This is a genomic window from Agrobacterium sp. LEGMi-208b (genome assembly GCF_059511785.1).
This window is the reverse complement of the sequence record NZ_CM183446.1, coordinates 1,706,878-1,730,150: the sequence shown is the minus strand read 5'-3', so window position 1 is coordinate 1,730,150 and position 23,273 is coordinate 1,706,878. Positions and strand designations below refer to the sequence as shown.

Annotated in this window: 24 protein-coding genes and 1 pseudogene; 12 read left to right on the top strand and 13 right to left on the bottom strand. The window is 61.3% G+C overall.

Annotated elements, in window-relative coordinates:
- Nucleotides 1-22 precede the first annotated feature (22 nt).
- Together AC5YUO_RS22465 and AC5YUO_RS22460 are read right to left on the bottom strand one after the other, a co-directional pair.
- Nucleotides 23-619, bottom strand: a complete 597-nt coding sequence (locus AC5YUO_RS22465) for an NUDIX domain-containing protein (protein WP_496155277.1) — start codon at nt 617-619, stop codon at nt 23-25.
- A gap of 27 nt (nt 620-646) precedes the next feature.
- Nucleotides 647-1,492 carry a PhzF family phenazine biosynthesis protein gene (locus AC5YUO_RS22460; protein WP_496155276.1) on the bottom strand — a complete coding sequence of 282 codons (846 nt, stop codon included), beginning with the start codon at nt 1,490-1,492 and terminating at the stop codon, nt 647-649.
- Between the two features lie 150 nt (nt 1,493-1,642).
- Between AC5YUO_RS22460 and AC5YUO_RS22455 the strand changes: the two genes are divergently transcribed.
- From AC5YUO_RS22455 to AC5YUO_RS22445, 3 genes are all read left to right on the top strand, one after another.
- A complete protein-coding gene (locus AC5YUO_RS22455; protein WP_496155275.1) occupies nt 1,643-3,049 on the top strand; it encodes an aminotransferase-like domain-containing protein in 1,407 nt (468 codons plus the stop codon).
- Between the two features lie 54 nt (nt 3,050-3,103).
- On the top strand, nt 3,104-3,742 hold the full coding sequence (locus AC5YUO_RS22450) for a nucleotidyltransferase domain-containing protein (protein WP_496156549.1): 639 nt from the start codon (nt 3,104-3,106) through the stop codon (nt 3,740-3,742).
- 108 nt (nt 3,743-3,850) lie between these two features.
- Nucleotides 3,851-3,982, top strand: coding sequence for a helix-turn-helix transcriptional regulator (locus AC5YUO_RS22445; protein ID WP_496155274.1), 132 nt, complete (start codon nt 3,851-3,853; stop codon nt 3,980-3,982).
- 54 nt (nt 3,983-4,036) lie between these two features.
- Here the strand turns inward: AC5YUO_RS22445 and AC5YUO_RS22440 are convergent, their stop codons facing one another.
- Entirely contained in the window at nt 4,037-4,930 is an 894-nt protein-coding gene (locus tag AC5YUO_RS22440) for a LysR family transcriptional regulator (protein ID WP_496155273.1), read from the bottom strand.
- 136 nt (nt 4,931-5,066) lie between these two features.
- Between AC5YUO_RS22440 and AC5YUO_RS22435 the strand changes: the two genes are divergently transcribed.
- Nucleotides 5,067-5,801 carry an alpha/beta fold hydrolase gene (locus AC5YUO_RS22435; RefSeq protein WP_496155272.1) on the top strand — a complete coding sequence of 245 codons (735 nt, stop codon included), beginning with the start codon at nt 5,067-5,069 and terminating at the stop codon, nt 5,799-5,801.
- Between the two features lie 202 nt (nt 5,802-6,003).
- Here AC5YUO_RS22435 and AC5YUO_RS22430 read toward each other — a convergent pair whose 3' ends face one another.
- Together AC5YUO_RS22430 and AC5YUO_RS22425 are read right to left on the bottom strand one after the other, a co-directional pair.
- Nucleotides 6,004-6,684: a DUF2161 domain-containing phosphodiesterase gene (locus AC5YUO_RS22430; protein ID WP_496155271.1), complete on the bottom strand. Its 681-nt coding sequence runs from the start codon at nt 6,682-6,684 to the stop codon at nt 6,004-6,006.
- Nucleotides 6,685-6,784: 100 nt separating this feature from the next.
- The gene (locus AC5YUO_RS22425; protein WP_496155270.1) at nt 6,785-8,068 is read right to left on the bottom strand and encodes a cystathionine gamma-synthase family protein; all 1,284 of its coding nucleotides are present in this window, start codon (nt 8,066-8,068) and stop codon (nt 6,785-6,787) included.
- 123 nt (nt 8,069-8,191) lie between these two features.
- Between AC5YUO_RS22425 and AC5YUO_RS22420 the strand changes: the two genes are divergently transcribed.
- Nucleotides 8,192-8,650 carry an Lrp/AsnC family transcriptional regulator gene (locus AC5YUO_RS22420; protein WP_496155269.1) on the top strand — a complete coding sequence of 153 codons (459 nt, stop codon included), beginning with the start codon at nt 8,192-8,194 and terminating at the stop codon, nt 8,648-8,650.
- 131 nt (nt 8,651-8,781) lie between these two features.
- On the opposite strand, the gene AC5YUO_RS22415 is transcribed toward AC5YUO_RS22420, so the two are convergent.
- Nucleotides 8,782-10,470 (bottom strand): dihydroxyacetone kinase family protein, encoded by a 1,689-nt coding sequence (locus AC5YUO_RS22415; RefSeq protein WP_496155268.1) that lies wholly within the window; start codon nt 10,468-10,470, stop codon nt 8,782-8,784.
- Between the two features lie 238 nt (nt 10,471-10,708).
- On the opposite strand from AC5YUO_RS22415, the gene AC5YUO_RS22410 reads away from it, so the two are divergent.
- Nucleotides 10,709-11,071: a hypothetical protein gene (locus tag AC5YUO_RS22410; RefSeq protein WP_496156548.1), complete on the top strand. Its 363-nt coding sequence runs from the start codon at nt 10,709-10,711 to the stop codon at nt 11,069-11,071.
- Nucleotides 11,072-11,158: 87 nt separating this feature from the next.
- Here AC5YUO_RS22410 and AC5YUO_RS22405 read toward each other — a convergent pair whose 3' ends face one another.
- From AC5YUO_RS22405 to AC5YUO_RS22375, 7 genes are read right to left on the bottom strand one after another with little or no spacing between them, the layout of a single operon-like run.
- Nucleotides 11,159-11,992 carry an amidohydrolase family protein gene (locus AC5YUO_RS22405; RefSeq protein WP_496155267.1) on the bottom strand — a complete coding sequence of 278 codons (834 nt, stop codon included), beginning with the start codon at nt 11,990-11,992 and terminating at the stop codon, nt 11,159-11,161.
- A 30-nt stretch (nt 11,993-12,022) separates the two neighbouring features.
- Nucleotides 12,023-13,012 carry an aldo/keto reductase gene (locus AC5YUO_RS22400; protein ID WP_496155266.1) on the bottom strand — a complete coding sequence of 330 codons (990 nt, stop codon included), beginning with the start codon at nt 13,010-13,012 and terminating at the stop codon, nt 12,023-12,025.
- On the bottom strand, nt 13,009-14,208 hold the full coding sequence (uxuA, locus tag AC5YUO_RS22395) for a mannonate dehydratase (protein ID WP_496155265.1): 1,200 nt from the start codon (nt 14,206-14,208) through the stop codon (nt 13,009-13,011). Before uxuA ends, AC5YUO_RS22400 begins: the two co-directional genes overlap by 4 nt.
- A 10-nt stretch (nt 14,209-14,218) precedes the next feature.
- Nucleotides 14,219-15,688: a mannitol dehydrogenase family protein gene (locus AC5YUO_RS22390; protein WP_496155264.1), complete on the bottom strand. Its 1,470-nt coding sequence runs from the start codon at nt 15,686-15,688 to the stop codon at nt 14,219-14,221.
- A gap of 11 nt (nt 15,689-15,699) precedes the next feature.
- Nucleotides 15,700-16,026: an L-rhamnose mutarotase gene (locus AC5YUO_RS22385; protein ID WP_496155262.1), complete on the bottom strand. Its 327-nt coding sequence runs from the start codon at nt 16,024-16,026 to the stop codon at nt 15,700-15,702.
- A gap of 10 nt (nt 16,027-16,036) precedes the next feature.
- On the bottom strand, nt 16,037-16,765 hold the full coding sequence (locus tag AC5YUO_RS22380; protein WP_496155261.1) for an SDR family NAD(P)-dependent oxidoreductase: 729 nt from the start codon (nt 16,763-16,765) through the stop codon (nt 16,037-16,039).
- Nucleotides 16,766-16,784: 19 nt separating this feature from the next.
- Complete coding sequence (locus AC5YUO_RS22375; protein ID WP_496155260.1) at nt 16,785-17,534, bottom strand: GntR family transcriptional regulator; 750 nt, start codon at nt 17,532-17,534, stop codon at nt 16,785-16,787.
- Between the two features lie 150 nt (nt 17,535-17,684).
- Here AC5YUO_RS22375 and AC5YUO_RS22370 point away from each other — a divergent pair, with 150 nt between their 5' ends.
- From AC5YUO_RS22370 to AC5YUO_RS22345, 6 genes and pseudogenes are all read left to right on the top strand, one after another.
- Nucleotides 17,685-18,725 (top strand): sugar ABC transporter substrate-binding protein, encoded by a 1,041-nt coding sequence (locus AC5YUO_RS22370; RefSeq protein WP_496155259.1) that lies wholly within the window; start codon nt 17,685-17,687, stop codon nt 18,723-18,725.
- A 120-nt stretch (nt 18,726-18,845) separates the two neighbouring features.
- Complete coding sequence (locus tag AC5YUO_RS22365) at nt 18,846-19,889, top strand: ABC transporter permease (protein WP_496155258.1); 1,044 nt, start codon at nt 18,846-18,848, stop codon at nt 19,887-19,889.
- A 10-nt stretch (nt 19,890-19,899) separates the two neighbouring features.
- Nucleotides 19,900-20,868 carry an ABC transporter permease gene (locus tag AC5YUO_RS22360; RefSeq protein ID WP_496155257.1) on the top strand — a complete coding sequence of 323 codons (969 nt, stop codon included), beginning with the start codon at nt 19,900-19,902 and terminating at the stop codon, nt 20,866-20,868.
- Between the two features lies 1 nt (nt 20,869).
- Nucleotides 20,870-22,408: a sugar ABC transporter ATP-binding protein gene (locus AC5YUO_RS22355; RefSeq protein ID WP_496155256.1), complete on the top strand. Its 1,539-nt coding sequence runs from the start codon at nt 20,870-20,872 to the stop codon at nt 22,406-22,408.
- A gap of 265 nt (nt 22,409-22,673) precedes the next feature.
- Entirely contained in the window at nt 22,674-22,979 is a 306-nt protein-coding gene (locus AC5YUO_RS22350; RefSeq protein WP_400814513.1) for a hypothetical protein, read from the top strand.
- Between the two features lie 97 nt (nt 22,980-23,076).
- Nucleotides 23,077-23,229, top strand: a pseudogene (locus tag AC5YUO_RS22345) (cell division protein FtsZ); the annotation flags it as partial.
- Nucleotides 23,230-23,273 lie beyond the last annotated feature (44 nt).

The window sequence follows — 23,273 nt, the reverse complement described above, 5'->3', positions numbered from 1 at the left end:
CGACAATATACGGAGGTCAGGATCAGCGTGCCGCGACCTTTTCCTGCAAAAGCCGGATGGCAAGATGCTGGAGCAGAATGATCGTCTTGGCATCGCGAATATCGCCCTGGCCGATCATCCGCATCGCCTCGGGCAAGGCGATTTCCAGCACGTCGATGTCTTCGCCCTCGTCCGCTGAACCACCACCTGCCCCGACCTTATGTTTCTCGGCATATTCGCCGTAGAAAAAGGCCAGATATTCCGTGACCGATCCGGGGCTCATATAGATATCGAACAGATGCGTAAGTTCGGAAACCTCATAACCGGTTTCCTCCATCAATTCCGCACGCATCCGCGTTGCCGGGTCAGCACCCTCCAGCAGCCCCGCCGGTGTCTCGATTAACGATTCCAGACCGCCATTCAAAAGCACCGGCAACCGGAACTGACGGGTCAGCAGGACAGTGTCGCTTGCCGGATTGTACAGCAGGCATGTCGCACCGTTGCCGCGATCATATGCTTCCCGGGTCTGCCGTTGCCAGCTTCCGTCCCTTAGCCTGAGTTCATACTCATACTTGGTCAGCCGCCCCCAGTCATCTGCCAATACGCGTTCGGAAATAGGGCGGTACACACTGCCATTCATCAAATCACCTCGTTTTCATCTGTCTTTTCAAAGGCCGTGCAACCGGCCTTCGACATGCGTGCGCGTTTCGCCGCCAACCCATATCTGGCCGGCATCATCGCGCGTCAGGTAAATGCGGCCCCGGCGGCCAAGGCTCGTCCCCTGCGCCGCGACATAGTCCTCACCGGCCACGCCCGTCGCGAACAACCATTGCGCCAAAGACGCGTTGAGGCTTCCGGTAACGGGATCTTCGACGATGACGCCCAGATGATCGCTGAAGAAGGCGCGAACTTCAAATGCGGTTTCACCACCTTCCGCGTGAGGGCCAACCACACCGATATCGATGTGGCGGGACCAACTGCGGGCCGGCTTGATGCCAAGCACCTTTTCGGCCGATGCCAGCCTGAGTCCCAGCCAGCCGGGGCCATTGTCGACCCAGGCGGCATCGATGATGTCGCGAACCTCGATCCCCAGGAGCTGCCGCGCCTCTTCCAGTTCGGCCGGGGTCGGTGCGCCGGAACGGATCAGCGGCGGAGCGGCAAAGGAAAGCCGTCCATGCGAGCGCCGGATCGTCACGAGCCCCGCGCCGCATTCCTGAACAATGGCGGCTTCATTCCTGGGCATGCCATTGGCGGAGAGCCAGGCATGGCAGCTGCCCAGTGTGGGATGTCCGGCAAAGGGCAACTCCCTGTCCAGCGAGAATATCCTGACCCGGTAATCAGCCTGTGGGTGGGTGGGTCGCAGCAGAAAGGTGGTTTCGGAAAGGTTGAACCATCGCGTCAATCGCTGCATGTCATCCGTCGATAAAACATCGGCACCGCTGACGACCGCCAGCGGATTGCCGGAAAGCGGCCCGGAGCCGAATACATCAATCATATGGATATCAAAGGTCATGACACGGTTCTTTCGGTTAGGATCGATTGGCAATGGGGACGGGCGGCCTGTCAATGCTGCCAGAGAGGCGATTTCAGCCCTGCGGCGGCAAATACCGATGGCCGCCCGCCCGCCGTAAAGTGTGGATTTCAATCAGCCTCGTCATAGCCTATGTTACACTTACTGTTTATTGAAATAGTGTATCGTGACACTTTTATCGAAGGTGCGAGCGTGCTGCTGCAATCCCCCTGGACTCCCCGTCTTGCAGACATTGAGGCGAATGCCGCAGAACGGCTGGTGCTTGCTCTTGCCGATGACATCATCGAGGGGCGGCTGACGGGCGGCGACCGCCTGCCCGCCCATCGCGATCTCGCGTGGAAACTGGGGGTGGGCCTTGGCACCGTGACAAAAGCCTATTCCGTTCTCGAACGGCGCGGGCTGACACGCAGCGTCAAGGGCCGGGGAACATTCGTGGCGCTGCAGGAGGCGTACAGGGATCGGCAGTTCGACCTCTCCTCCAATGCGCCACCGGCCATGCTCAACGCCCGCATTCTGGCGAAGACGCTAACGGGGATCGCCCGCAGGATCGATGCGGATCACATCAATCTTTATGCTCCACCCGCCGGACATCTGGAACATCGCCGCCTTCTGGCCCGCTGGCTCGAAACGCTGGGTCTGACCGTCGATCCGTCACATCTGGCGCTGACGAGCGGCGCCCGTCAGGCGCTGGCCCTGGCCTTCGATCTCGCCTGCGGCCCAAAGGGACTGCTCCTGACCGAACGCATCACCTATCCCGGCGCGATCGCACTGGCCCGGCGTAACGGATACCGGATGCAGGGTATTGAAATCGATGCCGAAGGCATGGTGCCGGAGGCGCTTGCCGCAGCGCTCGCCAGCACGACCTCGCGTGACGGCACAGCAGTCTATCTGACGCCGACGCTGCATAATCCGACAACCGTCACCATGGGCGCGGCGCGGCGGCAGGCCATTGCGGATATCTGCCGCCGGGCGGGCGTATGGATCATCGAGGACGGTGTTTATGCGGCATCGGCCGAGGCCTTGCCGCCGCTCGCCTCATTGGCTCCTGACATCTCGTTTCATGTGAACGGGCTCTCCAAGTCCGTTGGCCCCGGCTTGCAGATCGGCGTGCTTGCATTGCCGGCCGGGCTGCACGACACCGCCGAAGACCTTCTGCAGGACATGCCGATGGCCCCATCCGCACTCTCCTGCGCGGTGGTTGAGGATTGGCTGATCTCCGGCATCATCTCGTCAATCCAGCGGGATTTACGCCACGAGGCGAGGCGGCGCTCCAGCCTGGCCGTTTCGCTGCTCGGCACGAACCGGCTTGGCTCGCATCCCGATGCGTACAACGTCTGGCTGCCGATGGAACGCGACGACGCCCATCGTTTCGCATTCGCCGCTGCGGCGATGCGCATCAAGCTGACCCCTCCGGAATCCATGCTGGTGAACCCCGACGATCAGGCGAGCGGTATTCGGCTCTGCCTCGGCGGCCCGTCATTCGACGATCTCACGGAGGCGCTGACGCTTCTGGCGGGGCTGCTGAAGCGTTGGCCCTGAGGCCATCGGCAAATAAACGACAATACGAAAATTGCATGGAAGCGACCGTATATGATGAGTGATCACCCGCCTGTGCCGGACCAGAATGCGTGGAACCCCTGGAGCCCTGCCGAACTCTCCCGGCGACTTAACGGCGTATCGCGGCCATGGTGCGTTGTCGGCGGCTGGGCGCTCGATCTGTGGCAGGGGAGCAAGACACGCGAGCATGACGATCTCGAATTCACGATCCTTAGCGAAGATCTCGCTATCTTTCGCCGGAAACTGGGTGACATGGAGTTCTATACCGTCAACGATGGCATTATCGAACCGCTGCTGGCGGATCAGCATCCGGCTCCCGAGATTTTCCAGATATGGTGCTTCGATCGCCCTGCCGGGTGCTGGCGCGCCGATATGATGATCGAGCCGGGAACGAATGACACCTGGGTTTACAAGCGAAATCCGGAAATGACGCGGCTGCGGATCGAAATGGTGTCGCTGACCGCGGACGGCATCCCTTATCTCAATCCCTCCGCCGTGCTTCTGTTCAAGGCGAAGCACAGGCGCCCCAAGGACGAGGCCGACTTCGCAAGAGCCCAGCCAAAGCTACCTCTTTCGGAACGCCTTTGGCTGCGAGACTGCCTCGACCGCCTCCACCCGGGTCACGATTGGGCACATGCAATGCGGCAGCAGGGCACGGACGGCTCGATATTCTGAAAGAAAACGGCGAATGGTCCGCTGCCGCACTTGCCGCCGTCGACCGTAGCGTCCTCGACCATATCAACAGCCTGATCGATGTTTATGAAGATCGCCGCATGAGCGCCGATGATGCCGCCGGGCGGCAAGGAAGCGACCGTGAAATTCCACCTGAAGAACATCTACGCGAAGCTTGGCGTCAGCCGGCGCGGCATGGCCGTCTCCGTCAGCAAACATCTCAAGCTGACCGACCGCGAATGATGTCGATATTTCCCCACCGGGAAGCAGGATGAGGAGGGTTCCAATCGCGACGCCTCACCGCTTTCCCTCACCAAATTTCTCAATCGTGAAATCCAGAAAGCTCCGAAGCTTGGGCGTCATCTGTCGATCCGACGCATAAAGCGCATGTAAGGCACGCGGCGGCGGTTCATAGTCAGGAAGGAGGCGGACCAGCTTTCCTGCCGACAGTTCATTGGCAACAAGCTCGTATGGCTGAAAAAGGACCCCCATGCTGGAGAGCGCCGCAGCGCGCAGCGCTTCGCCGCTGTTGGCGCAAAAGCGGCCTGTGATTGCAACCGTCACGGGCCCTTCCGGCCCAATGAAGGACCAATGGGTGCGAAGCGACGAATGCGAAAAGATCAGGCATTCATGCTCGGTCAGGTCCTGCGGGGTCTGAAGGCTACTCGCGGAGGCCATGTAGGCAGGCGCAGCACAAAGAACGAGGCGATAGGGCGCAAGCCGCTTCGCGATAAGACTGCTGTCGGGAAGATCACCTGCACGAAAGATCACATCGAAACCCTCCTCGACCAGATCTACATTTCGGTTCGTCAGGTTGATATCCACCGATACCTCCGGGTGCCGCCTGAGATATTCTGAAAGTTCCGGTGCAAGCGCGTGACAGCCAAAGGTGACGGGAGCGCTGATGCGAATCCTTCCCCGGGGCTCCGACCGCGTCTCCGCCATCAGCGCTTCCGCCATATCCATTTCCGCAAGAATGTTTTTCGCCCGCTCGTAGAACACTTGCCCACTGTCGGTAAGGCTTTGCCGGCGCGTCGTCCGGGTCAGCAACTTCACGCCCAAACCGTCCTCCAAGGCGCGTATCTGCTTGCCGGCCAGTTGCGACGACATCCCCAGTTCCTGCGCTGCCGAAGAGATGGACCCAGCTTCAACAGCCTTTACGAAGACTTTCATAGCAGCAAGCCTGTCCATTAAAAATGATCCGTTTCAACTATTGAAATTATTCTGTCATTATATCCATTATTTTTCATCACTACAATATGCCTGACGCTGTCCTCATCCGGCGTCTCACAAAGTCAGCATCACCTAGAAGAAAAGGCATAAGACCATGCAGACTGCCCCTGATGTAATAAACGCCGCCACCCGCTCCGGCGCGCAGCAACCAACGGTCGTCCTTGTGCATGGAGCATGGGCCGACGGATCAAGCTGGAGCCGGCTCATCTCCCTGCTTCAGGCAAAAGGTGTGAATGTCGTAGCCGTTCAGAACCCGCTGACCTCCCTGGCAGACGACATTGCGACCACTCGGCGCGCGCTTGACAAACTGCAAGGCTCGGTAGTGCTTGTCGGCTGGTCATATGGCGGAGCCGTGATCACCGAAGCCGGCCAGAACGACAATGTGAAAGCACTCGTTTATGTGGCGGCCTTCGCACTGTCCGAAGGCATGTCGGTCAACGAAACGGCCAAGGACTATCCGCCCCCTTCCGGCTTCAACCACGTGCAGGCAGACAAGGATGGCTTCCTGACCCTGACCCTGGAAGGGGTGCAACAGCACCTTGCCCAAGACGTCGCGCTTGAACAAACCGAGGTGATATTCGCCACGCAGCATCCGACCCACGCCGGGAATTTCGACGGCAAGGTGTCGGTCGCCGCTTGGACCACGAAGCCTTCCTGGTACGTGGTGTGCGAGCAGGATCGCATGATCCAGCCGGAACTTCAGACCGCAATGGCACAGAAGATTTCCGCAAACGTGACTACTCTGCAAGCCGGGCACGCTCCGCACATATCCCGCACGACGGAAGTCGCGGAGGTCATTTTTGAGGCGATTGCCCACGTCGCCAAATGAAGTGCAGTATTCAAAGCCTGCCCGGAAACGGTGCAGGCTTTGTTTGCACCCGGCAGAATTGCCGGCGCAATCGAGCGCTCAATCGGCTCGACGACACCCTGATGGAACGGGGCGAGCCCCTGACGGGCACAATGCCATTGTTGCGCTCCTCGCATATCAACGCAAAGCCCTGATCGCGACGCGCATTCTATTGCTCAATAAATCAGCCGGGAAGAGCGCTTGTTGCCGGCATATCCTGCTGCGGCCATCGCTGCAGCGCCTCACGTCCGGCCTCGGTCAAGCCGTAGACCCCTCGATCGAGCCGTTCGAACCAGCCATAAACATTCGCAAGCAGGATCTTCCCGGCATCGGGTATGCTGGACCTGACCTGTCGCACACGCATCGGCCCCGATGCCAGCGCCAAGGCACAGCCAAGCGCCTGCTGGCGGTACGCGGTCATGATCGGTGCCCGTGTGCTCCCACCTGCGGTCGGATCGCCGCGCCGCTTCAGGTGTTCACGCATGAGCCGCGACCGCCGTTTCGGATTGGTTCGCGGCATCGGCGATATCGAACCAACGATCATGCTGACCTCGCCGGTATCGGCGATACCGAGCATGCCGATCCCGAGTCTGCGGCAAAGATCGCGGTAACGCCTGTCGGCCTCGCGGCCTTTACCCTTGGCCGAGACCCGAGCCGCGATCCAGACTTCATCGGCGATAGCCGCGCGATCGACGGCCTGCAAAATGAGTTCCAGATTGAAACTCAGTTTCAGCTCGCAAATCACGACAACCGGCGGATCGCCATCGCTCAGGCCAACGAGGTCGCAACCGCCAACTTCGCCCTTGACGGTGTATCCCGCCTTTTCAAGAAAGCCTTTGATGGGCAGATAAAGCGATGTTTCCATGTGCCTGCAGGTTCAAATGAATATCCGTCCCCAGATACATCGATACACCTGCACAGGACAACCTTTGGCGCACGGTTACAGCTTGTCGGCCACCTGTTCGTCAGGCCTGATCCAGCGAAAGGGTCAGGTCGGCGATAAGATCGTCGGGATGTTCGATGCCGATTGACAGCCGGATCGTCGAATCGAGAACGCCAATCCGCTGGCGGACATCGGCAGGAACGCCCGAATGCGTCATCGTTGCGGGATGAGACGCAAGAGACTCCGTACCGCCAAGGCTTACCGCGAGTTTGAATATGTTGAGCGCATTGAGGAATTTGAAAGATGCGGCCTGCCCGCCGACGATATCGAACGAGAAGGTCGATCCTGCGCCGGAACATTGCGCGGCAAACACCTTGCCGACCGCGGATGCGGGATCGCTGAACGACAGGTAATGGATTTTCTCGACCTTGGGATGCGCGTTGAGGAACTCCGCCACGACCCTGGCGTTGCTATCCGCCCGCTCCATCCGGATTTGCAGCGTCTCAAGGGAACGTCCGAGCATCCAGCACGAATGGGGATCGAGTTGCGTGCCGATTGCTCCACGCAATGCCTTCACCTGTTTCATGACGTCCTTCCGACCGAGCGCGGCCCCTGCAATGAGGTCGGAGTGCCCGCCGACATATTTCGTCAGCGAATAAAGCGAGATATCGGCGCCATGTTCGATGGGCCGCTGGAACACGGGGCCGAGAAGCGTATTATCGCAGGCGATGATTGGCCTGTGCCCCTGCTTTTCGCCGATCACGCCGGCAACCCGGCTCATCATCGCGATATCGACAATGCTGTTTGTCGGATTGGCGGGGGTCTCGATGAGGATGACGGACACCCTGCCTTTCGCCATCGCCTCCTCCGCCGCGGCCATTACCGAGGACTCGCTGACGCCGTCAGCGAAACCCACGGCCGATACGCCGAAATTATGGAATGTTTTCGCCAGCAGCGTCTCCGTGCCGCCATATAGGGGCTGGGAATGGAGCACGGTGTCGCCGGGACGGACGAAGGCGAAAAGCGTCGTCGAAATGGCGGACATGCCGGAAGAGAAGAGCGCACAGCTCTCCGTGCGTTCATAAACGGCAAGACGATCCTCGACGATCTCGCTGTTCGGATGGTTGAAGCGCGAATAGACGAGGCCCGCCCCCCTGCCCTCGGGCGGCTCCTTGCGCCCGGAGACATAATCGAAGAAGTCGCGCCCGTCCTCTGCCGACTTGAAGACGAAGGTCGATGTCAGGAACACAGGAGGTTTTACGGCGCCCTCGGACAATTCCGGATCATAGCCGTAGTTGAGCATCTGGGTTTCGGGATGAAGGGCGTGGTTGCCGATATGGGTTTTGGACGGATGCGGCGCGGTCATTTCCGATGATCCCTCAGCTGGCGTTTAACTGTCTGCAGGTTACACGCATTGAAACCAACATACCTTGCATTCTGAGGCGCTGATATGTCTGATGAAGCAATATATTGCGGAGAATGGTCGTCTATGTCGCAGAAAATTGCAGATCCGATCGACAGGCGGATCATCAGGGAATTGTCTGCCGATGCGCGGATCACCAATAACGAACTCGCCGAACGGGTCGGACTGTCGGCATCCGCGTGTCTGCGGCGGCTTCGACGCCTGGAGGACATGGGTGTTATCAAAGGGTATTCCGCGATCATCGATCCGGCAATCGAGGGATGGACCATGACCGCCCTTGCGTCCGTCCGCCTCAGCCGCCAGCACGATGACGAAATCCGGATGTTCGAGGCGGCGGTTCTTGACTGGGACGAGGTTCTCGAATGTCACCTGGTCACGGGCACGAGGGATTATATGCTCAAGGTCATGTGCGGCGGGCTGGAGGATTACGAGCGTTTTATCAAGGACAAGATCGCAAAGCTTAAATGTGTCGACACCATCGAGACCAGCTTTGTCATGAACACGATCAAGGCGCGGCGTATCTGAGCTTCGCGCCCGAGGCGGCAATCCCAGTTCTCAACCATCTCGGCCTGCGTCTGAGAGGCCGAGATCGCCCTTGTTTCGTTATGCTCGGCTGCGCGTCGAGCATGCCGGTTCCGGCCCGCTGCCCATCGGCGCTAGTCGTTGCTGATTGCTTCTAGCCAGAGGCTGACGGCGACCGCGCCCGCATCGGGATGTCCGACAGCCCGCTCGCCAAGATAGCTTGCCCGCCCGAGTCGCGGCATCATGGACGCTGTCGCCTCGGCGCCCGCGACGCCTGCCGCCGTGGCGGATCGCCAGGCCTCTTCCGTCGAAGCTCCCGCGGCGAGTTTATCCCGGAACGTTTCCGCCGCGGGATGCAGCGCATCTATCATCGTGCGGTCTCCCGGCTTGGCACCACCGAGTTCCGAGACTGCGGCAACGGCCGCCGTAAATGCTTCCGCCATCTGCCGGGCCGTCGGCTGTTCGATCCCGGCAAGATGACGCGAAGCGCGCATCAGGCCCGTGGCGTAAAAGGGGCCGGAGCTTCCGCCGATCGCCTTCCGCATGGCGTTTGCCATCGCCATCAAGCCGTCGGAAACATCTCCGAAGCTCGTCTTCGGCAATGCAAGGATTGCTTCGGCACCCCGGACCATGCTTGTGCCGAGATCCCCGTCGCCCGTAACACTGTCCAGCTGCGTCAGTTTGGGCTCCGCCGCGATCATGGCTTCGGCAACCAGCCCTGCGGCGGACCGTAGTCGTTCGCCGGCTGCTGTTGTCTTGCCTTCCGCAGTCACGATCTGCTCGACGCCCGCCGAAGGCAAAACCCGCTCGCGGTTCACCGCGCCGCCGCGCGGCCATGCACCGGCATCGGTCGGGGCATCCATGAGATTGAGCGCTGCGTCATCCACATGCAGGACCGACAAAGAAAAACCCGGCATGTCCAGGGCGGAGAGGAAGGTTCCGGCCCATACCCGCTCCACCACCACGCCCTTTGCTTCAAGGCGCGCGACCGCGGATCGCGCCACGACCGCAAGTTCCATTGGCGGCGTTGCTCCCAGCCCGTTGACCAGAAGGGCAACCCGGTCTCCGCTCTTTAGCTTGCCATCGGCTTCGATCGTTTCGAGGACCAGCTGCACAAGCTCGTCCGCCGATGCGACAGGCATCCGCCGGACGCCCTGCTCGCCATGAATTCCGAGCCCGACTTCGATTTCAGTCTCGCCAAGAACGAAGCCCGGCCTGCCGACGGCAGGGAGCGTGCAGGAACCCAGCGATACTCCCATGGAGGATAATCTTCCGGCGGCATCCCGCGCGATCCGGGCCACCTCATCAAGGGGAAGCCCCTGCTCCGCGGCCGCCCCGGCAAGCTTGTGAACGAACACCGTACCCGCAATACCCCGGCGGCGATCGGCGGGAACCGTGTCCTTCAACGCAACGTCATCGGCAACGACCACGATCTCGACCGGAATTCCTTCAGCCCTTGCGAGCTCGGCCGCCAATCCGAAATTCAACCGGTCGCCCGTGTAGTTCTTGACGATAACCACAGCCCCGGCGGGTCCGGCCGCCGCCCTGATACCGGCAAGAACCGCATCGGTGCTCGGCGAGGTGAAGACATCGCCTGCCACCGCAACGGTCAGCATGCCCGCGCCGACATAGCCCGCATGCGCCGGCTCATGACCACTGCCTCCGCCCGACAGGACCGCCACCTTGCGCTTTTCCGCCTCCGGAAGGCCAGACCGGATAACGACGTTCTCATCTGCAAGCAGGATCGTCGCAGGGCTGAGGGCCACCACGCCTTCGAGCATATCCCGCACGACGGTGGCTGGATCGTTGATGAGCTTCTTCATGCCTTACTCCTCGATGCGGTTCGTCAACTGGCGAGGGACGCACATGTGCCCTGCTGACCGTGAACAAGCACGATCTGCCGGCCAAATTCAAGTTCCCGCAATTTGAACGCAGGGCACCGGAACGCATCTCTTGCGAGGGAAACACAGGTGCATTTCCGCCATTGCCTCTCGCGACGGAGGCGCTATCATGACTGTTCTTCAGGACGGTAAGCTTTGGGAGGAGCGATACGTGAGACGGATGTGGCCAGACGAACTCGCCTTTTTGCTGGACGATGCCGAAGAGGTTGACCTGCATATTCCATTGGCAGCACATGACGATGGTTCGCCCGGAAAAACGATATCCCGAAAGGCCTTGAAAACCCGTATCAGCCAGCAGGATTTTGAAAAGATCTGGCCTCTCGCAGAGGCTCGCTACAGGCTGAACGGCCGGTTCTCGGGTAAAGCGATCACGCTGATCGCCAACAACCCCCATTACCAGCAATGGCATCCCTCCGACGGTGGCAGCGATGAGAGTGTGTCCGCTAGCGGCCAGAAATACACCACGCCCTATGTGATCGTGCACTTTCTTCTGGACGACGTTAGCGAACCCGTCGAAGCCTGAAGGCCGGGGAACCGGATCTGCCAGGCATTGGTCGAGCCGCCTCGCCTGCCATTGGCAGGCATTACGCCGATGCAAATCCGTTGGCCATCAGAGCCCGTAAAAGCGTTCACCGTTCAGGGCCCAGATATTCTGTTGATCGGCTCGGGTCAGGGAAGACATCGCCTTGCCGAGAGTTTCAATCCAGGCGGAATAATCGGCGACAAGGTTGACGACCGGCCAGTCGCTTCCGAAAATAAGGCGCTCTGGCCCGAAGATATCGATAACGGCCTCGATATAGGGCCGCAGGCGTTCGGAGCTCCAGTCGGGACCGTCTTCGGTGACGATGCCGGAGAGTTTGCAATGGACGTGTTTAAGGTCGCGGAAATTTTCCATGTCGCGCCTCCACGGCTCCAGCGCGCCGCCGGCAATATCGGGTTTGGCCATGTGGTCGATGACGACCGGAAGATCGGGATAACGTTCGATGAATCTGAGCGTATGAGGAATGTGCCTCGGCTTGATCAGGGCATCGAACCGCAGACCGAGCGCCTGCATTGCCCGAATGGCGGGGTCGAGTTCGGGTTTGAGGATCCAGTCGTCCTCCGGCAGGTTTTCAAGATAGGGGCGAATGCCCTTGAGCCTGTTGTGACGGGCCCATGTCCCAAGGCGGGCAACGATCTCGGGATCCATAAGGTCGAGCCAGGCAACGACGCCTTTGATGAAGTCGTGGCCTTCGGCCAGCCCGAGAAGATAGCCGATCTCATGATGGGACGCGGCGGCCGCCACGACGACCACGCCCTCGACGCCGTTTTTCGCCATCAGCGGCAGGGCGTCGCGCGGTCCGTAGTCGCCATAAAGAATCTTGCGTTCGGGGCTGAGCCAGTGCGAATAGTCCGGCTCCATGGCCAGCGTCCAGAAATGCATGTGGCAATCGATGCGGCGCATAGTCATCCTCCAATCGTCGCTCTTCCGAATTTACTGTGACAGCGCCAGCGCGTCGAAGCGGGGCCACGCGTCCTCCGGCACCGGCGTGGCAAAAATCTCCGCGTTTCGCCTGAGACTGGAAGGCTTGGCGGTGCCGATCAGCACGCTTGCCGTCAGCGGGTTCCGCAACGGGAAGTGCATGGCGGCGGCGGCGAGCGTCGTTCCCGCCTGCGTCGCCACGGCCTCCATCGCCCGCACCTTGTCCATGATATCGGGCGGGGCCTCGGTATAGTTGAACGTCGCGCCCGGCTGCGCGCCGGTTGCGAGGATGCCGGAATTGAACACGCCGCCGATGATCAGCTTCGTGCCGGCCTTTCGGCAGCGATCGAGAAGTTCCGGCTCGGCCGAACGATCCAGCAATGTGTATCGGCCGGCCAGCAGGATCGCGTCGAGCGAAAACCGGTCGATGAGGTTAAGGCAGGCCGGAACCTCATTGACGCCAAGCCCAATCGCCTTGACCGCGCCAGAGGATTTCAGCTCTGCCAGCGCCCTCGCCCCGCTTTCGAGGAACGAGGCGAAATGGCGCGCATAACCCTGCTCACCCAGCGTCGTGACCTCAAGGTCGTGGATGTAGAGAATATCGATCGCGTTCAGCCCAAGCCGCGTCAGGCTGTCCTCATAGGAGCGCATGATGCCGTCATAGCTATAATCGTGGACTTGCGCGAAGGGCAGCGGCCGCACGAAGCCGTATTCGGGAACCTCGCTTTCCGGCACCGGTTTCAGAACCCGGCCGACCTTGCTCGACAAAACGAACGACCCCTTGGGCTTGCCGCGCAGGAAATCACCCAGCCGCCGCTCGGAAAGGCCGTGACCGTAATGGGGTGCCGTATCGAAATAACGGATACCGGCCGCCCATGCCGCCTCCAGCGTTGCCATCGCATCCTCGTGAGACACCTCGCGGTAGAGATTACCGATGCCGGCCGCGCCAAATGACAGGGTGCTGAGGCTTAAGCCCGTGGAACCGAGTTCGCGGCTGTTCATGCCCTTGCCTCCTCGCGGTCGAGTTGACGGGCGACGGCGCGCGCAACGCCGCGAAGCTCGCCCAGCCCTTTCATCCGGCCGATATAGGAATAGCCGGGATTGGTCTTCTTGCCGATATCGTCGCCAAGCAGATGGCCGTGATCGGGCCGGAAGGGAATGGAAGCGCGGCCCTCCCCGGCAGCGGCCCGGCGGCGCTCTTCGCGCAGCAGCACCTCGATGACCGTCACCATGTCGGCATCGCCATCCAGATGATCGTCCTCGAAGAACGAACCGTCCACCTCGACGGTGACGTTGCGCAGATGCGCGAAATTGATGCGCGGTGCGAATTCCGCCGCCATCGCCGCCAGATCATTGTCGGGGCGCGAGCCGTAGGAGCCGGTGCAGAGCGTGATGCCGTTATGGGGGCTGTCGACGGCGGCGAGGATGTTGCGTACATCCTGCGGCGTTGAGACGACGCGCGGCAATCCGAACAGCGAGAATGGCGGGTCGTCGGGGTGAATGCCGAGCAGCACGCCGTATTCCTCGGCAACCGGCACGACTTCCTTCAGGAAGGCGACCAGGTTGCCCTGCATGGTGGCCGCGTCGATACCTTTGAAACTATCCAGCAACGCCATGATGGAGGCGCGCGTCTGCACCAGCGCCCCACCCGGCAGGCCGGCGATGATATTGCGTTCAAGCAGCAGCTTTTCATCCTCGCCCATTGCCGCAGCCCGCGCCTCGGCCCTGGCCAAGACAGCGGGATCGTAGTCATCCGCCGCCTTGGGACGTTGCAGGATGAACACGTCATAAGCGACGAAATCCGTCATCTCGAAACGCAACGCCAGCCCGGTGCCGCGACGGGTGCGCCAACGCAGGTCGGTGCGGGTCCAGTCCACCACCGGCATGAAATTGTAGCAGACGACCGGGATGCCTGCCCGGCCGAGATTGGCGAGCGTATCCTTCCACCGGGCGATGGCCTTCGGCGCGTCTGCGTCGCCGCGCTTGACGCATTGCTCCATCGGGATGGATTCGCAGACAGACCACGAAAGTCCGGCGGCTTCGATCATCGCCTTGCGCCGGGCGATATCCTCCGCCAGCCAGGACGTGCCATCCGGAATTTCGTGGAGCGCCGTTACGACGCCGGATGCGCCCGTCTGGCGAACGTGCTCGAGCGTGATCGGGTCGGTTTCGCCGTACCAGCGCCATGTCTCCTGCATTTTTCTCTCCTCAACCTGTCATCATTCCGATGGCGTTCAGCGCGCCTTTCGTCCGGATTGCGTGATAAGCGGCCGTCAGGGCCGCGGCGAATTCCGGTTCGGCCCGGCATTGCCCGCCGAACACCCGGTCGAAACTGAGAAACCGCTCGATCACAGCTTCGGCGGGCAGGACATCCTGATCGGGAGCCGCCCAGCCGTTGAAGACGGGGTCCTGAATGACGATCGGCTCGCCCGCCTCGTTGCGGGCGGCGCAGGACCGGATCCATAGCGCAAGCGCCATCATCACCGCACCATGTGCGCGCCTGTCGCCGCGAAGCTCCATCAGCGGCGCAAGAATACGTTGCGGCACCTTCTGCGACGCATCCGAAGCGATCTGCACCGCCCGATGCCGCAAGGCGGGATTGGCGAAGCGACCCCGCAGGCCCGCGGCATAATCCGCGCCGCTGACGAGCGGCGACAGCGTGGTCGCGACCTCCTGCCAGTAGCGGTCGATGAAGGTCCGCACCCGCGCCTGCGCATAGACGTCGGCAACGGTAGCAAGCCCGGCGACCTGACCGATGGCGGCAATGGCCGTATGGGCGCCGTTCAGCATTCTGAGCTTCATATGCTCGTAAGGTTCGACATCTTCGACGAATTCGACACCGGATGCCTCCAGTTGCGGGCGGCCATGCGGAAAGCGCTCCTCGATCACCCAGCGAAAATACGGCTCGGCAACGACCGGCCAGGCGTCCATGATGCCAAGGCTATGGGCGACCGCAAGCCGGTCGACACCCGTCGTGGCCGGCACGATGCGGTCGACCATCACGCAGGGGCATGAAACATCGCGGGCGACATGATCCGCCAGATCGGGGTCGTTTATTCTCGCAAATTCCGCCAGCAATGTTTGCAGCACCCGGCCATTGGAAGGGAGGTTGTCGCAGGACAGCAGCGTCAGCGGCACCGACCCCTCGGCGCGGCGGCGTCGGGTAGCCGACAGCAGGAAACCGTATATCGAACGCGGTGCTTCCGGGTTTTCGAGATCGTGGCGGATGTCGGGATGGTCGCGCATGAGCGTCCCTTCCGACAGGTTGGCGAGATAACCCTTCTCCGTCACCGTCAGCGTCACGATCCGCACCTGCGGGTCGCACAGCCGGTCGACAAGCCGGGCGGGGTTTTCCGGCGCGACCAGCATTTCGAGGATGGAGCCGATGACACGAAACCTCTCGTCCCGGCCGTCGCGCTCGCAATAGGTATAAAGATTGTCCTGCGGTCCGATGGCGTCGCGGGTATCGGGACTGCGCAGCGACGCGGCGACGATGCCCCATCCGGTTTCACCACGATTAAGGCAATCGTCAACGAACACCGCCTGATGGGCGCGATGAAAGGCGCCGACACCCAGATGCACGATGCCGGGCGTGACGCCGGCGCGGTCATAGGCCGGCAAGGCGATGGCGGTCGGCAGGGCGGGAAGGGCAGCCTGACAAAGACGGGAATTCGACATGGCACAAACTTTCAATCGAGGTGAAAAACCGGTTCCATGAAGGCCCACCACTCGCCGCTTCTGCGCGTGTCGAGCGGCTTCTGGCACGGTTTGGTCAAATTGTACCAACGCTGGGAGACGGGATCGGCGTCAATGCTGCGGGCCGCTTCGGCATAATCGTCACCGTCATAATCGAAAGCGCCGAACAACAGGTTTTCCGGCTCCTTCAGGAAAATCGTGAAGTTGCGGATGCCGTTTGCCGATATCACCGCCAGCACCTCCGGCCAGACCGCGGCGTGAAGCTTCCGGTATTCCTCCACCATATGGTCGTGCAACCCGATCACCATTGCGTAGCGCATGCCTGTTTCCTCAGCCGAATTGCAGCCCGCCATTCATGTCGAGCACCACACCTGTCATGAAGCCGGAGAGCGGCGAGGCAAGGAAGCGCACGGCATGGGCCACCTCCTCCGGCTCGCACAGCCGGCCCACAGGAATGGCGGCGAGCTGCCGGTTTCTGTCTTCCTCGGAAAGCTGTTCCATGATCATCGGCGACACGACGAAGGCGGGCGCGACGGCGTTGGCGGTAACACCCGAAGATGCAAGCTCCCTCGCCACCGAGAAGGTGAGCCCCGCCAGGGCGGCCTTGGAAACCGCATAGGCGGTGCCGGCCGTCAGCCCGCCCGATTTCGCGGCATAGGAGCCGATATTGACGATCCGGCCCCACCGGTTCGCCTGCATGGCCGGAGCGACCATTTGGCTAAGAAGGAAAGCGGCGTCGAGATTGACGGCCATCAGCCGTCGCCATTCCTCGAGCGTTGTCGCGGCCAGCTTGTGGGGTGACAGAATACCCGCATTGTTGACGAGAATATCGATACGCCCGTGACGCGCCAGCACATCCTGTACCGCAGCGACGGCACCTTCGGGATCGGCGAGATCGGCAGCGACCGGCTCGCATTCGGCGCCGAGACGTGCCACAGCCGCCGCATCGCGGTCAAAGGCCAGCACATGCGCGCCGGCGGCGGTCAATGCCGTGACGATCGCGCTGCCGATACCGCCGGCCGCGCCCGTGACCAGGGCCACCTTGTTCTTCAGCTCCATGAATTTTCTTCCTATACGATTAAGCCGTCAGGTTTTTCCGTTGTTCTTCCGACATGCGTTCGACAGCCACGAAGATCATGTCCAGATGGGTTATCAACGCCTGCTCGGCGCATGCCGGGTCGCCGCGATCAAGCGCATCGACCACCGCGAGATGTTCGCGAATAACATCGGGCAAACGCTCCGCCGTCTGCCAGGACCGCTGGAACCTCGTCAGCGGAACCTTGGCGGCAAGGATCGCCTGCCAGACGCCCTCGCGGCCGGCAAAGGTGCCGAGCAGATGGTGGAACGCTTCATCGGCCCGGAAAAATCCGTCTCCATCTCCAGCGGCGATGAAACGCTCCTGTTCGGCCACAATATCCCGCATGGCGCGGCTCATCTCCGGCTTCCAGAGCGTTGCGACCTCGCGCAGCAGGGCAATTTCCAGGGAGCGGCGAATGAAGTGACCGTCCTGAAGTCCGACAAGGCGGATCGGCGCGACAAAACTGCCGACCTGCGGATAAACGTCCACCAGCCCCTCCTCCGACAGCCTCTGAATGGCAGCCCGCACCGGCGTGCGCGACACCGAAAACTGGCGGCAGATCGAATTCTCACTGATCTGGCTTCCCGGCGCCAACCGCACATCGACGATTGCCTGCCTCAATACCGCATGGACCTGATCGGTCGCGGAACGGTGGCGATCCAGCACCAGAGCCAGACCTTCGAGCCCCGTCGCGCCGAGCGTGGTACCGGGGCCGCCGGGCCATGACACAGGATTGGAAGGAAGTTTCATATGATGCCCTCGAATTGAACGGAAGATTCCATTTGCAGCTTGGATACAAGTATTATAGTGTCCCAGCCACGATGGCAAGTGGGCGATGGAAATTCCACCCTGGCCATCGCGCCGCGCACAAAGCGCGCACCTTGGAGGAGGTTTACGGGAATGATGAAAACAGGAATGACACGCGCCCTTTGCGGCCTTTTGCTTTCCGGCATGATCGGGAGCGGCGCCACCGGACTGGCCCATGCGCAGGACGATACGTCGATTGCGCTGGTGCCGGGTGGGCCTCACCCTTATTTTGCCGCCTGGGAACAGGCGGGAGCAGATGCGGCCAGGGATTTCAAACTCAAGGCCGCGGACTACAAGGTGCCGCAGAAGTGGGAACTTTCGCAGCAGAACCAGCTTCTGGAAAGCTCGCTCGCCCAGGGCTATAACGGTTTTGTCATATTCCCTGGCGACCCGGTCGGCTCGGTCTCCACGGTGGACGAGCTGTCGTCCAATGATGCGCCTGTCGTTGCCGCCGGCGGCTGCTTCAAGGATCCGTCGGCAGCAGCCTTCTGCCTCGGCACCGATACCGGTAACTCCGCTTATCTCGGCACGAAGGAGTTGATCCGCGTGATGGGCTCCGGCAAGAAGCGCATCCTGCATCTGACCGGCTTTCTCGTCGATCCCAACACCCAGCTTCGCATCGACGCCGTGAAGAAGGCCGCGGACGAATCCGGCAATGAGGTCGTTCAGGTCATCGCCGATATCGACGCCCCCGAGCCAGCCGAAGAAAAGATCAACGCTTATCTGGCCGCCCATGCGGGCGAGGTCGATGGCATCATCGCCTCGGCGTGGGTGCCTTCGGTGGTTGCCGCCAATTCCCTGCGCAGGATAGGCGACAAGCGCATCCGCATGGTCGCCATCGACCATGACGAGGTCGTTCTGAAGGCGATCAAGGACGGTTTCCTCGACGGAACGATGATCCAGAATCCCTATGGTCAGGGTTATGTCGGCTCCTTCGCTGTCGACAAGCTGCGCTCGGGCTGCAAGGTAAAGGAGAACGCACCGTTCAAGTCGAATGCGCTGACGGCCAGGTTCATCGATTCCGGCACCGCCTTCATCGATGCGGCCAAGGTCGACACTTATGTCGATACGATGCGCGAAGGAACGAAAGCCCTGCTCGCCAATTTCGAGGCGACTTACCTCGATTGCAAGTGAGCAACCCGATAACGGACGGGAGAGGCAACAACGCCTCTCCCGTTCCGCCCGGTATCGCATAACGGCCTGCCCGTTTCGGGGGCAGGCCGTGCGCATCGCGAGAATTTCGAGGAACGTTCCATGTCGTCGCATGACATACCAGCCGCCGCCGAAGACATTCACAAACGCCGCCCTTCTCTGAGCGCGGGAATGCCGCTCAGCCGCATCTTCGTATCAAACGAGTTCGGCCTGATCCTGCTCATCGTCGTCTTCGCTATCGTCTTCGGCCTGACAGCCAAGGGATTTCTCAGTCCTTTCAACCTGTTCACACTTGGGCGCAGCGCCGCCATCAACATCATGATCGGCCTGTCGATGATGACGGTCATCGTTACCGGAGGGCTGAGCCTTGCGGTGGGCGCGATCGGGGTCTGCGCGGCCATGCTCTGCGGTTATGCGATCGAGGTGCTGCAACTGCACTGGACCGTTTCGCTGATCTGCGCGATGGCGCTGGGCGCCGGCCTCGGCTTCATCAACGGCTTTGCCGTGGTGCGCACCGGCCTTCACAGTTTCATCATCACGCTTGCGACCATGAGCATCTTCTTCGGCACGATGATTTTCCTCACCCGCGCCGAGGCCTATCGCAACCTGCCGCCGCTGTTCGGCAGCTTCGGCAAGATGAAAATCCTCGGCTATGTCTCGCCGCTGCTCATCGTCACGCTTGTCGTCGCGATGGTTCTCGTCTGGCTCTATCGTCGCAGCGTGCTCGGCCGGGAGATGCTGGCCGCCGGCGCGCGGCCGGAAGCGGCGGAGCTTTCCGGCATCCGCGTGGGCCGGATCACGGTTCTTTGTCATATGCTCTCCGGTGCGCTCGCGGCAATCGCGGCGCTGATGCTGGTGTCGCGCAATGGCGCGGCCATTCCTTCCATGGCGGGACAACTCGGACAGGACTGGCTTCTGCCGGCTTTCCTCGGTCCGGTGCTCGGCGGCGCGCTGCTCAATGGCGGCAAGGCGCCCGTACTTGGCACCTGCCTCGGCGCGACGCTCGTCACATTGCTGACAAGCGGCCTGCTGTTGCTCCAGCTGGGTGAATTCTGGGTGCAATCCTTCCTTGGCCTGCTGCTGCTGGTCGCCGTCTTCATGGACAAGGCGCGCCGCAGCTATCTCGCTTACCGCAATCTCGTGTGAGGAGACCGTCGTGAAAAGTTCATTTCTTTTCCGTCTCACCAGGGCCGACTGGTTCGGGCCGCTTCTGGCCGTGCTGATCACGGTTGCGATCATCCGCAGCTTCAGCCCGAACTTTCTTTCGGCCTTCAATATCCAGATCCTGCTGCTGGCCATCGCCATTAACGTGCTGATCGCCTTCTCGCAGATGATCATCATCGCCATCGGCCAGATGAACCTGTCGGTGGGCGCCATCGGCGGACTTTCCGCCGTCGCCTTTGCCGGCATGGTCGAAGTCTGGGGCGTGCCAGCGCCCTATGCCGCGATTGCCGCGTTGCTGGCGGGCATGGCCTGCGGCGTGCTGAACGGTGTGCTGATTTCCGTCACCGGCATCTCGGCCTTCGTCATCACGCTTGCGACGCTGTCGATCTACAAGGGGATCAATCTCGGCATCACCCGCGCGCAGCCATTCTACGGCATTCCCGAAAGCGTGAAGGAACTGGGCACGGCCACCTTGATCGGCCCGGTGCCGATGCTGCTTCTTCCGACCCTGATCGCCGCCGGCGTGTTGTGGTTCCTGCTCGCACGTCTGCCCGCCGGCCGCTTCATCCTTGCCGTGGGCGGCAACGAACACGCGGCCTCCCTTTCTGGCATATCCGTGCGCCGTACCGTGATCCTCGCACATGCCATTTCCGGCATACTGGCGGCCAGCGCCGGCATGTTGCTGGTGGCGCGGCTACAGATCGGCCAGCCGTCGATCGGGGATGACTGGCTGATCCTGTCCTTCGCCGCGCCCGTCATTGGCGGGGCGGTTCTGGCCGGCGGCCATGTCAGCGTCGCGGCAACCTTTCTCGGGGTCGTCATCGTGGCGCTGATAACACAGGCGCTGGTGCTGTTTTCCATCGATCCGTTTCTGGTGCAGGTCGTGCTTGGATTACTGATCCTCGCCGCCGTCGGCGTTAACCGGCTGCGTCAGGTGCGGCTTGCAGGCGGGAGGGCGTAACATGAACATTTCCCCCATTTTCGAGGCGCGCCGCATCGAGAAAGTCTTCCCCGGTGTGCGGGCGCTCGATGGCGTTTCGCTGTCGCTGCTGCCGGGCTCCATCCACGCATTGCTGGGTGAGAACGGCGCTGGCAAATCCACCCTGATCAAGGTGATCACCGGCGTTCACCGCCCGACCGCCGGACAGCTTCTGCTCGGTGGCGAGGAGGTCCATTTCTCCAGCACCCATGACGCCATCGCCAAGGGTATCGGCGTGGTGCATCAGGAGCGCAACCTCATTCCGCGTTTTTCCGTCGCGGAAAATATCCATCTGGAACGGCTCGGCAGCCACGCATTGCGGCCGATCAACTACGCCGAACTCAATCGCAAGGCGCGCCGCTGGCTCGACGAATTGCAGTTCGATATCGATCCGGCAACCCCGGTTTCCGAATTGTCCGTCGCGAAGATGCAGCTGGTCGAGATCGCCAAGGCGCTCTCGCTGCAAAGCCGCGTGCTGTTGCTGGACGAGCCGACCGCCTCGCTGACATCAGGCGAGACGGATACGCTCTTCACCATTTTGAGGCGTCTGCGCGACAACGGCGTCAGCCTCGTCTTCGTCAGCCACAAGCTGGAGGAAGTGCAGGAGATTTGCGACCGGGTGACGGTGCTGCGCGACGGCGTCAACGCCTGCGAAAGCCGCCCGATGCAGGGGCTGGGCCGGCAGGATCTGGTCCGGCTGATGATCGGGCGCGGTGAAAACAGCGGGAGCTGGCGCAAACGCGATGTCGGCGAAAATCCGGTGGCGCTGCAACTGCGCAACGTCGCCACCGCGATCGGCCATCGCGGCATCGACCTTTCCGTCCGCAAGGGCGAAATCCTCGGCCTCTATGGCCTCATCGGCGCCGGGCGCACCGAACTGGCCAAGGCGATCATGGGCCAGATCGCGGTCACCGGCGGAGACGTGCTGATCAATGGCGAGCCGGCCCGCATCACCTCCGTCGCCGATGCGATCCATCGTTACGGCCTCGGTTATGTCAGCGAAGACCGCAAGAAGGAGGGGCTGGTTCTGCCCCACTCCGTTCTCGCCAATGCCGGCATCGTCATCTGGCGCAAGCTTGCGGGTTTTCTCGGCGATCTTTCCGACGCCAGCGTGCAACGAACCGTCCTCCCCTATCTGGAACGGCTCGAGGTCAAGACGCCGAGCCTCGCGCAGACCGTCGGCAATCTTTCCGGCGGCAACCAGCAGAAAATCAGCGTCGCCAAATGGCTGGCGGCGGGGGTGAATATCCTGATTGTCGACGAGCCCTCGGTGGGCATCGACATCAAGACCAAAGCCTATCTGCACGATCTGCTGCGCGATCTCGCCAATCAGGGCACGGCCGTGGTGGTGATTACCAGCGATATGCCAGAGATGGTGGCGCTCGCCGACCGGATCGTTGTCATGAATGACTACCGCGTTCAGGGCGAGGTCGAAAATACCGGCGCTTACGACACAATGAGCTATGCGATCATGAGCCTCATCCATCGCGAAAAGGAAGATCAGGTCGCCGAGCCAGCCTAAGACCACAGTCTCGGATCAGCGCCGGAAGTCCAGATCGCAGCCTTCGTCAAGCAATCCCGTCGGCCGATGACGCCTGGCGAAATGACGCGGCGCAGTTCCTTACATGGCGAAGAGAAGCGCGCCTGCGGTGTCAATCTGGACGCTCGATGGCCGGCTCGTTTCGTCATGGTCGATGCCCGTCGGATCGACAGAGGGCCCATGTAAAGTTTTGGTTGACCTCTTCGACGGCAAGGCCACAATTAAAAGCCAAGACGGAGGGAAAATAATGGATCAACCACGCCGATGGCGGCATATGGCAAGCGCGCCGAAAAATGGCGATCGCATTCTCGTTACAATCCGCTCGTCCGAACAAGGGCCGTCGCAGGTAGACCTTGCGTATTGGTCGAAGGGTGACCAGTACGGTTCAGAAGGCTGGCGTGCTTCTGACTCGTCGCCGGGGCGGATCATCGCGTATTCGGAGCCGGAATTGAAGTGTTGGATGCCGATGCCCACGGCCGATATCGATAGCCCATCGATGCCCACCCCATGGGAAGGCGACGACGACCGGGAGCTCGATGGGTCTGGCATCTGATTTCCTGCCGTAACCATATCCGGATGGGCGAGCTTCTTTTCTGAAGTTTTCAGAATGGCCCATTTTGATTTCGTTAATTTTTGAAGCTGCAGGACGTACGGGCGGACCGGGCATGACACTTTTCGATGTTGACCAAGCAGCGACGCGCGTTCGCGAGAAGGTTGATCCGGACGCGAATATCGTCGTCGGCACGACTTTCAATCGTGCGCTGACAGGGCGGTTAAGAGTTTCCGTTGTCGCCACCGGTTTGCGGCATCGGCAGAAGTCGTCCATCTTTCGGCGGGAATGGCGTGA

Coding starts and splice junctions, on each gene's coding strand:
- AC5YUO_RS22465 (WP_496155277.1), bottom strand. CDS start 619: ATGAATGGCAGTGTGTACCGCCCTATTTCCGAACGCGTATTGGCAGAT.
- AC5YUO_RS22460 (WP_496155276.1), bottom strand. CDS start 1,492: ATGACCTTTGATATCCATATGATTGATGTATTCGGCTCCGGGCCGCTT.
- AC5YUO_RS22455 (WP_496155275.1), top strand. CDS start 1,643: ATGTTACACTTACTGTTTATTGAAATAGTGTATCGTGACACTTTTATC.
- AC5YUO_RS22450 (WP_496156549.1), top strand. CDS start 3,104: ATGAGTGATCACCCGCCTGTGCCGGACCAGAATGCGTGGAACCCCTGG.
- AC5YUO_RS22445 (WP_496155274.1), top strand. CDS start 3,851: ATGATGCCGCCGGGCGGCAAGGAAGCGACCGTGAAATTCCACCTGAAG.
- AC5YUO_RS22440 (WP_496155273.1), bottom strand. CDS start 4,930: ATGGACAGGCTTGCTGCTATGAAAGTCTTCGTAAAGGCTGTTGAAGCT.
- AC5YUO_RS22435 (WP_496155272.1), top strand. CDS start 5,067: ATGCAGACTGCCCCTGATGTAATAAACGCCGCCACCCGCTCCGGCGCG.
- AC5YUO_RS22430 (WP_496155271.1), bottom strand. CDS start 6,684: ATGGAAACATCGCTTTATCTGCCCATCAAAGGCTTTCTTGAAAAGGCG.
- AC5YUO_RS22425 (WP_496155270.1), bottom strand. CDS start 8,068: ATGACCGCGCCGCATCCGTCCAAAACCCATATCGGCAACCACGCCCTT.
- AC5YUO_RS22420 (WP_496155269.1), top strand. CDS start 8,192: ATGTCGCAGAAAATTGCAGATCCGATCGACAGGCGGATCATCAGGGAA.
- AC5YUO_RS22415 (WP_496155268.1), bottom strand. CDS start 10,470: ATGAAGAAGCTCATCAACGATCCAGCCACCGTCGTGCGGGATATGCTC.
- AC5YUO_RS22410 (WP_496156548.1), top strand. CDS start 10,709: ATGTGGCCAGACGAACTCGCCTTTTTGCTGGACGATGCCGAAGAGGTT.
- AC5YUO_RS22405 (WP_496155267.1), bottom strand. CDS start 11,992: ATGCGCCGCATCGATTGCCACATGCATTTCTGGACGCTGGCCATGGAG.
- AC5YUO_RS22400 (WP_496155266.1), bottom strand. CDS start 13,012: ATGAACAGCCGCGAACTCGGTTCCACGGGCTTAAGCCTCAGCACCCTG.
- uxuA (WP_496155265.1), bottom strand. CDS start 14,208: ATGCAGGAGACATGGCGCTGGTACGGCGAAACCGACCCGATCACGCTC.
- AC5YUO_RS22390 (WP_496155264.1), bottom strand. CDS start 15,688: ATGTCGAATTCCCGTCTTTGTCAGGCTGCCCTTCCCGCCCTGCCGACC.
- AC5YUO_RS22385 (WP_496155262.1), bottom strand. CDS start 16,026: ATGCGCTACGCAATGGTGATCGGGTTGCACGACCATATGGTGGAGGAA.
- AC5YUO_RS22380 (WP_496155261.1), bottom strand. CDS start 16,765: ATGGAGCTGAAGAACAAGGTGGCCCTGGTCACGGGCGCGGCCGGCGGT.
- AC5YUO_RS22375 (WP_496155260.1), bottom strand. CDS start 17,534: ATGAAACTTCCTTCCAATCCTGTGTCATGGCCCGGCGGCCCCGGTACC.
- AC5YUO_RS22370 (WP_496155259.1), top strand. CDS start 17,685: ATGATGAAAACAGGAATGACACGCGCCCTTTGCGGCCTTTTGCTTTCC.
- AC5YUO_RS22365 (WP_496155258.1), top strand. CDS start 18,846: ATGTCGTCGCATGACATACCAGCCGCCGCCGAAGACATTCACAAACGC.
- AC5YUO_RS22355 (WP_496155256.1), top strand. CDS start 20,870: ATGAACATTTCCCCCATTTTCGAGGCGCGCCGCATCGAGAAAGTCTTC.
- AC5YUO_RS22350 (WP_400814513.1), top strand. CDS start 22,674: ATGGATCAACCACGCCGATGGCGGCATATGGCAAGCGCGCCGAAAAAT.